The organism is Rhodococcus sp. NPDC060084 (genome assembly GCF_042730335.1).
GTDB lineage: Bacteria > Actinomycetota > Actinomycetes > Mycobacteriales > Mycobacteriaceae > Rhodococcus.
In genome coordinates, this window is the sequence record NZ_JBHWWX010000074.1 from 1 (window position 1) to 7,060 (window position 7,060).

The 7,060-nt window shown below is 64.9% G+C and carries 5 protein-coding genes and 2 pseudogenes; 1 reads left to right on the top strand and 6 read right to left on the bottom strand.

Annotation, left to right across the window (positions count from 1 at the left end; all coding sequences use genetic code 11):
• Nucleotides 1–361 precede the first annotated feature (361 nt).
• The 6 genes and pseudogenes from ACFWBU_RS21000 to echA20 all read right to left on the bottom strand — a co-directional run bounded on the left by ACFWBU_RS21000 (nucleotide 362) and on the right by echA20 (nucleotide 6,680).
• Nucleotides 362–1,258 (bottom strand): annotated as a pseudogene (locus ACFWBU_RS21000) (cyclopropane mycolic acid synthase family methyltransferase).
• 156 nt (nucleotides 1,259–1,414) lie between these two features.
• Nucleotides 1,415–2,986: an ABC transporter substrate-binding protein gene (locus tag ACFWBU_RS21005; RefSeq protein ID WP_378529138.1), complete on the bottom strand. Its 1,572-nt coding sequence runs from the start codon at nucleotides 2,984–2,986 to the stop codon at nucleotides 1,415–1,417.
• Between the two features lie 177 nt (nucleotides 2,987–3,163).
• Nucleotides 3,164–4,243 (bottom strand): NAD(P)H-dependent flavin oxidoreductase, encoded by a 1,080-nt coding sequence (locus ACFWBU_RS21010; RefSeq protein WP_378529139.1) that lies wholly within the window; start codon nucleotides 4,241–4,243, stop codon nucleotides 3,164–3,166.
• Nucleotides 4,240–4,998, bottom strand: a complete 759-nt coding sequence (ipdB, locus tag ACFWBU_RS21015) for a cholesterol ring-cleaving hydrolase subunit IpdB (RefSeq protein WP_378529140.1) — start codon at nucleotides 4,996–4,998, stop codon at nucleotides 4,240–4,242. Before ipdB ends, ACFWBU_RS21010 begins: the two co-directional genes overlap by 4 nt.
• The gene (gene ipdA, locus ACFWBU_RS21020; RefSeq protein ID WP_378529141.1) at nucleotides 4,995–5,888 is read right to left on the bottom strand and encodes a cholesterol ring-cleaving hydrolase subunit IpdA; all 894 of its coding nucleotides are present in this window, start codon (nucleotides 5,886–5,888) and stop codon (nucleotides 4,995–4,997) included. The genes ipdB and ipdA overlap by 4 nt, the downstream gene beginning before the upstream one ends.
• Nucleotides 5,889–5,918: 30 nt before the next feature.
• The gene (gene echA20 / locus ACFWBU_RS21025) at nucleotides 5,919–6,680 is read right to left on the bottom strand and encodes a (7aS)-7a-methyl-1,5-dioxo-2,3,5,6,7,7a-hexahydro-1H-indene-carboxyl-CoA hydrolase (RefSeq protein ID WP_169623094.1); all 762 of its coding nucleotides are present in this window, start codon (nucleotides 6,678–6,680) and stop codon (nucleotides 5,919–5,921) included.
• 189 nt (nucleotides 6,681–6,869) lie between these two features.
• Here echA20 and ACFWBU_RS21030 point away from each other — a divergent pair.
• Nucleotides 6,870–7,060: pseudogene (locus tag ACFWBU_RS21030) on the top strand (acetyl-CoA C-acyltransferase); the annotation flags it as partial.

Sequence of the window (7,060 nt, forward strand, 5' to 3'; positions counted from 1 at the left end):
GGTCCAGGGGTTTACGTTCGTAGATATCTACTTGCACGGGCCAACTGGTCGGTCGGCCTTTCTACCTGTGTCCCGCCTCGGTGGACGGAACCTGATCTCGATAACTGACCGCGCACCACCTCCAAGCCGGGTAATTCCTATGTCCTGGGGCCGCACCAACTCCGGCCCCGATGGAGTCGGACGCTTCGAGGTTTACCTACTCAACTCACTGCCTCGACGCGCCCTACTCCAAGCCTTTTCGACTCCTGAGCGGGCAGTTCGTTCTCGCCCTCTTTCGGACTCGCTCTCACTTACAACACATAATCTACAACCGACAAACCGGAATGTCTACAGCGACCAATGCAGATTTCTGTGATCGTCGTCATCCTGAACGGTGGCTGCCCGCTCGGCTCCGGTTGTGCTTGACGAGGGTGAAGTGTTGGAGATCGATCAGGCCCCGCCGGAAATTCTCCGCGCAGCCGGTGAGGTATCGCATGTACCGCTGATAGACCTCTTCGGAGGCCAGTTCGACTGCCTCGTCATGGCGCGCTTCCAGTGCGCGCGCCCACAGATCCAGTGTGTGCGTAGTGCGGTTGCAGCGATTCGATGTTCTGCACCCAGTAGCCGTGGCGCTGGGCGCCGGTGATGATCATGTCCCGTTCCGGAAGCTGCCCACCGGGAAAAATCTCTCTGAGGATGAACCGCAGGAACAGCGCGTCGTCCCGGTTCACCTCCACATCCATGTCCTCGAGCAGCTGCCGCGAGTGGCCGACGATGGTGTGCAGCAGCATCCGGCCGTCCGGGGGCAGCATGCGCGAGGTGCGCTCGAAGAACGCGTCGTAGCGCCGCCGGCGGAAATGCTCGAAAGCACCGATGCTCACGATGCGGTCCACCGGCTCGTCGAAATCCTCCCAGCCCTGTAATCGGACTTCCGCGGAGCGGCGCCCCAGCGCGAGCCCGGAAATCATCTCGGAGACGTGCTCGTACTGGTTGCGGCTCAGGGTCAGGCCGATGACATTGACGTCGTACCGCTCGATCGCCCGCCGCATCGTCGACCCCATCCGCACCCGATGTCGAGCAGCGTCATGCCCGGCCGGAGGTCGCACTTACCGAGGGAGAGGTCGATCTTCGCCTTCTGGGCATCCTCGAGCGACATGTCGTCGGTCTCGAAGAACGCACAACTGTAGGTGCGCGTCGGGTCCAGGAACAGGTCGAAGAAGTCGTCGGACAGGTCGTAATGGGATTGGACGTTCTCATAGAACGGGGTCAGTTTCGGCATCGAGGGCACCCTTCGCACTGGCGGCTGCACGCTGCACACCGCAGTGCGGCTGGGCGACAACCGGAGCGGTGGTGACGATCATCCTTCCAGGAGCGTCACCACACCGTCGGGAGACTGGCGAAACTCGCACCGTGGAGTCCCGTGTCGGCGAATCCGTTACCGAGTGACCCACATCTGCTCGGGCAGCGGTGACGCGAGCGCGTACAGCCGGATTCCGTGGATATTCGCACCCGCGACGATCGACGGCGCCGCACGGATGTACCAGACGCCGGGGAGCAGTTCGGCCAGTCGTTGCTGCACCGTCTCATAGGAGGCCGAGCGGTCCTCGGCCGTGCCGCCGGCCCTGCCCTGGTCCAGTGCTAGGTCGAGTTCCGGGTCTGCAACGCCGGTAACGTTGCCCGGTGAACGGGAGTGAAAGGCGTTCCACAGCGCGGAGTCGGGCTCCTGACTGTCGGCCGCCCAGACCGTCATTCCGAAGTCGCGAGCCGCGATCCGCGGCATGTATGCCGCGTAATCGAGGATTTCGACCTTCACGTCCACGTTGTCGAACGAACTCAACTGCGCCTGAACGGTTTCCGCAACGGACTTGATCTCTCGGAGAGATGTTGCGGTGAATGTGAACTCGACCGGCTTGCCTTCGGCGGCGAGTTCGTCGAAGAGCGCCTGCGCCTCTGCCGGATCATGGTGCGACAACGGGATGTCTGCGTAGAACGGGGAGGACTCCGGGAACAGGGTCTCGGGCACCTCACCCATGCCTTCGAACACGGCAGTGTTGATTCCGTCGAGATCGAGGGCGGAGGCTACAGCCTGGCGCGCCCGAGGATCGTCGAACGGTGCCGTGCGGTGATTCATGGCGAGATACTGCCCGCCGCCTACCCGAACCACGTCGGTGACGAGGCCGGCGTCCTCGGCCCTGCTGAGCGCCGACCAACTCGATTCCGAGCCCAGGTCGGCTCCACCGGTGCTGAGCATGTTGATTCGCTGCTGGGCGTCGCTCACGGTCCGGAGCGAAATGCGGTCGAGGTACGGCCGGGGCGCGTCCCAATAGCCCGGATTGCGCTCGAGCTCGATCGTGTCCTGACGCGTCCACTCGGCCAGGACGAAGGGGCCGGCACCGGCAGGATCGGAGTTGAAGGCGTCCCGGCCCTTCTGCAGCGCGGTGGGAGAGGCGATCCAGTTGAGTGCGCTCGACGTAACCGAGTATGGAAACATCGGATTGGCAACGGCCAGCGTGGCCTTCAACGTGGTCGCGTCGACCACCTCGGTCGCGGCGACCTGCGATGCCTGGGGGAGTGAATTCGACGCCGTGGCCGTGTCGCGCAGTCGGTCCCAATTGAATTTCACCGCCTCGGCGTCCAAGGGTGTGCCGTCGGTGAACGTCAGATCCGGACGGAGTGTGAGGACGAAGGTGTTACCGCCGTCCGTGGTGGTGAAGTCCGTGGCGAGGGTGTATTCGATCTCGAGGGTGTCGGGGTTGTCGATCATCAACGTCCCGTACAGAGCGTTGCCGAGCAGTCCTTGACCGACCCAGGTGTTCGCAAGCTGAGCCGGATCGAGTGCCACCGGTTCGCGGACCTGGATGGCTCTTGCAACACCGCCGCTCACCGGATCGCCGGCCGGTCCGGCTGCGGCGGTACCGGGCCCCGCATTCGTTGAGCACGCGCTCACCACGAGCAGCATCGAACATGCCGCGACGAGTCCGGCCAACGATCGTCTCCACCGCGTCATGGGGGTCCTTCCGAGCGCTCACAGTGTGCTTTCGCCGGAGAATGACGTTCTCCGTAGCAGAGAATGTAACAAGACCATCGCACTTACAGAAGATCTCCGGCGAAATCGCCCCGTCGTGCGTATGCAGCAGCACCCGGCCGCATGCGACCGGGTGCTGCTGTGCTGCGAGGGCGTGATTCAGGCTGCGGGTCGTCCCGACTCGCGCAGGGCGCCGAGAGCGTCGATTCGCTCGACCGCCTCGGCGACGATCCGATCGATGAGTTCCTGGCAACTCGGCAGGTCGTCGACCATGCCGACGACCTGGCCGGAGGCGAGGACACCGGCTTCCGTATTACCGTCGACCAGACCGGCTTTGAGAAGCATCGGAGTGTTGGCGGCCATGATGATCTGCTGCCAGGTGCGATCGCTCGCCTTCTTCATCGCGAGACCGTCCCGGACGAGAGTGGACCATTTCATCCCGGTCATGGACTTGAACTTGGTCGCATTGCGTGCCGCCGCGACCAAACCCTTCGCGTAATTGGACCGTTCGAGGCTGTCCACGAGATCGGTGTTGAGCACGCGATGCGGCATGCCGTCCACCTTGAGCGAGACGGTCGTGTCCTGAAGCCCCCGCGCAAGATACTGCTGCTTGACGGAGTCCGGTACCGCGCTGTCGCTCGTGAGGAGGAACCGGGTGCCCATCGCGACGCCGGCGGCGCCGTACGAGAGGGCAGCGGCGAGCCCGCGTCCGTCGAAGAAACCGCCCGCGGCGATCACCGGGATGTCGACCGCGTCGAGCACGCTCGGCAGCAACAGTGTCGTGGCGACCGGGCCGGTGTGCCCACCGCCCTCACCGCCCTGCACGATCACGGCGTCCGCACCCCACGACGCGACCTTCACCGCGTGCTTGGCGGCGCCGATCGACGGGATCACGACGATGCCGTGGTCCTTGAGCTTGGCGATCAGTTCCTTCTTGGGGGCCAGCGCGAACGACGCGACCTTGACGTTCTCCCGGATCAGCAGATCGATGCGCTCTGCCGCATCCGAGGCGTCGGCGCGCATGTTGACGCCGAACGGCTTCTCGGTGAGGGACTTGGTTTTCGCAACCGCGGCCTCGAGTTCGGCGTACGTCATCGTTGCCGAGGCGAGGATGCCGAGGCCGCCCGCGTTCGACGTTGCCGCGGTCAAGCGGGGACCGGACACCCATCCCATGCCCGTCTGGACGATGGGATGTTCGATGCCCACCAGTTCCGTGAGGGGCGTGCGCAGGGTTGTCACAGGGAGACCTCGCGGTCGCGCAGACTCTTCGGGTCGAGGACCTCGCGGATGAGCCGCAGTTCCTCGGCGGTCGGTTCGCGGGTCACGCCGGCCTCGTTCAGCCCGGCAACCTCGAAGGAGGTGTTCTCGGCGACAGTTGCGGCCTCGACACCGGGGTGCAGCGACAGTGCCCGGAACGTGTGGCCCGGGCCGCCGAAGTCGAAGACACCGAGATTGGTGACGACGCGGGGGATGCTCAGGAACCGGTACGCCGGATTCTCGGGATCGATCTTGTCGTATCCGACGCCCGAGACGATGTCGACCTTGTCGGTGAACACCCGAGCGGTGTGCCGGCCGACCCAGTAACTCGTGGCGTGGTTGATGGTGTTGCCCGGGGCGCCGCGCACGCCGAACATCTGGCGGGTGGGGTGCTGGAGCGGACCGAAGGCCGAGAGGTTCTGGTTACCGTGGCGATCGATCTGGTTGGCACCCATGACCACGTGGCGCCGACCGGACGCGACCACGTCGAACACCTTGCGGAACGGCATCCATCCCTCGATCGGGGCCTTGGCGCCGAGCGGCGGAACCTCGGCGAGGATGAGTGCTTCCCCGTCGGTGATCAGCAGGTCGGGCTCGGTGGTGAGCTTGGCGAGCCGGGCGCCGATCTGGGGGAGAGTGGCCATCGGGCTGGCCATGATTTCGCCTGCGTCGGAGAAGATCTCGGCGCACGCGATCGCGCAGTACTCGGCGCGCGTGACGGTCTCGGTGGTGGTCATGCCTGCTCCCCACTCTTGGATTCGGCTGCGAATTTCTGGACGGCGGCCTGGTAGTCGTCCTCGCTGCCCGACAGGAAGCGATCGACGAACTTCTGCCAGGACTCGGGGTCCTTGGCCGACTCGGCGTAATGACGCTGGAACTTCTCGTCGCGCCCGTAACTGTCGCCCGCGAGGGTGAAGTGCGCACCGCCGGGTGCTTCGACAACCCCGTCGACCATCATCCGGTTGAGAACGATGGACTGCAGCGGAACGGATTTGACGAGTTCTTCGGTGTCGACGATCCGCTCGACCGAGACGTAGCGCTTCTCGGCGGCCACGCAGTAGAGGTCGTCGAAGTAGGGATCGACACCCGTGTACGCGGCGTTGCCGTGTGCATCACCGATATTGAGGTGCACCAGCGACGCATCGAGGTTCAGCGCGGGCATCGCGATCAAGGTCTCGGTGCCGTCCGGCCCCGGGTAGGGGGAGGTGACGGTCTTCAGCTCGCCTTCCCAGAATTCGACGACGTCCGAACCGAGTCCGGCGCGGATCGGAAGGAAGGGAAGGCGCGCGGCGGCGGCCTCGAGGCCGCATTTGACCATTCCCTCGTCCATTTCGCGCGCGATGATCTCGCCGCCTGTGCGGGCCTTGGCGAACCACGGGTCGTAGAACGGTGCCGAGTCGAGGGAGACGAAACCGTAGTACGCCTTCTTGACCTTCCCGGCCGAGCACAGCAGGCCGAGGTCCGGGCCGCCGTAGGTCACGACCGTCAGGTCGGTGATGTCCGATCGCAGGATCGCGCGGACCAGTGCCATCGGCTTGCGGCGCGAACCCCAGCCACCGATGCCGATGGTCATTCCGCTGCGCAGCTCGCCGACCACATCGTCGAGCGACATTCTCTTGTCACGCATGGGTTTCGAACTCCTGTGAGAGAGGGGACTTCAGCTGTTGGTCCGGGCTTTTCCGGTGGCGACGAATTCGTCGCGATGCTCGTCGGCGACCCCGGCGAGGTTGAGCTCGAACGTGAAGCCCTGCTCGATGCGGTAGCTGGTCTTGACATCGACGGGGTCGATGCGGTTGATCGCTTCCTTCGCCCGGCGGATGACGCGGGTGTCCTTGGCCGCGATCATCTCGGCGACCTCGCGTGCGGCCCCGTCCAGTTCGTCACGCGGGACGACCTTGTAGACGGAACCGAAGTGCTCGAGTTGCTGGGCAGTCACGTTCTGTGCCGTGTAGTAGAGCGTGCGCATGAGGTGCTGCGGCACGAGACGCGCGAGGTGCGTCGCCGCTCCGAGTGCACCCCGGTCCACCTCGGGGAGGCCGAAGACCGCGTCGTCGGACGCGAGGATGACATCGGCGTTTCCGACGAGGCCGACGCCGCCGCCGACGCAGAAGCCGTTCACGGCGACGATCACGGGAACCTCGCAGTCGTAGACCGCTGCGAAGGCCGCGGCACAACCGTGGTTGGCGGCGATGAGGGCCTCGTAACCCTCGGTGGCCTGCATTTCCTTGATGTCGACGCCCGCGTTGAAGCCTCGGCCTTCGGCTCGGAGGATCACGACGTGCGTCTTCGGGTCCTTACCGGCGGTGAGGACCGCGTCGGCCAGGTCGAACCACGCCTGCGAGGGGAGGGCGTTCACAGGGGGGAAGTCGACGGTGACCGTGGTGATACCGGCGCTGTCGGAGGTCGAGGTGATGCCCATGGCATGTTCCTAACGTCTGTACCAAACCAAGCGATTGCTTGGTAAGTTAGCACACGAACCCTGTGGGGCACAGGAGCCCGGAACGCTCGCCCGCGCCACAGCTCTCTCGCCGAAACGCGATTTCCTCGAAATCTGAGGGCGTACTACGTTCGGCCCCAACCTGTTACATAACGAATACGAGGAGAGAAGATGACCGAAGCAGTAATCGTGTCGGCCGTGAGATCGCCCATCGGGCGCGCGCGCAAGGGTTCGCTCGCGTCGATCCGCCCCGACGATCTGGCGACACAGATGGTCGCCGCGGCACTCGCGAAGATTCCGGACCTGGATCCGGCGGAGATCGACGACCTGATGGTCGGCTGTGGCCAGCCCGCCGGCCAGTC

Excerpts from the sequence above, each read along its gene's own strand:
- echA20 (WP_169623094.1), bottom strand. The coding sequence starts at position 6,680 with ATGGGCATCACCTCGACCTCCGACAGCGCCGGTATCACCACGGTCACC.
- ipdB (WP_378529140.1), bottom strand. The coding sequence starts at position 4,998 with ATGACCACCACCGAGACCGTCACGCGCGCCGAGTACTGCGCGATCGCG.
- ipdA (WP_378529141.1), bottom strand. The coding sequence starts at position 5,888 with ATGCGTGACAAGAGAATGTCGCTCGACGATGTGGTCGGCGAGCTGCGC.
- ACFWBU_RS21005 (WP_378529138.1), bottom strand. The coding sequence starts at position 2,986 with ATGACGCGGTGGAGACGATCGTTGGCCGGACTCGTCGCGGCATGTTCG.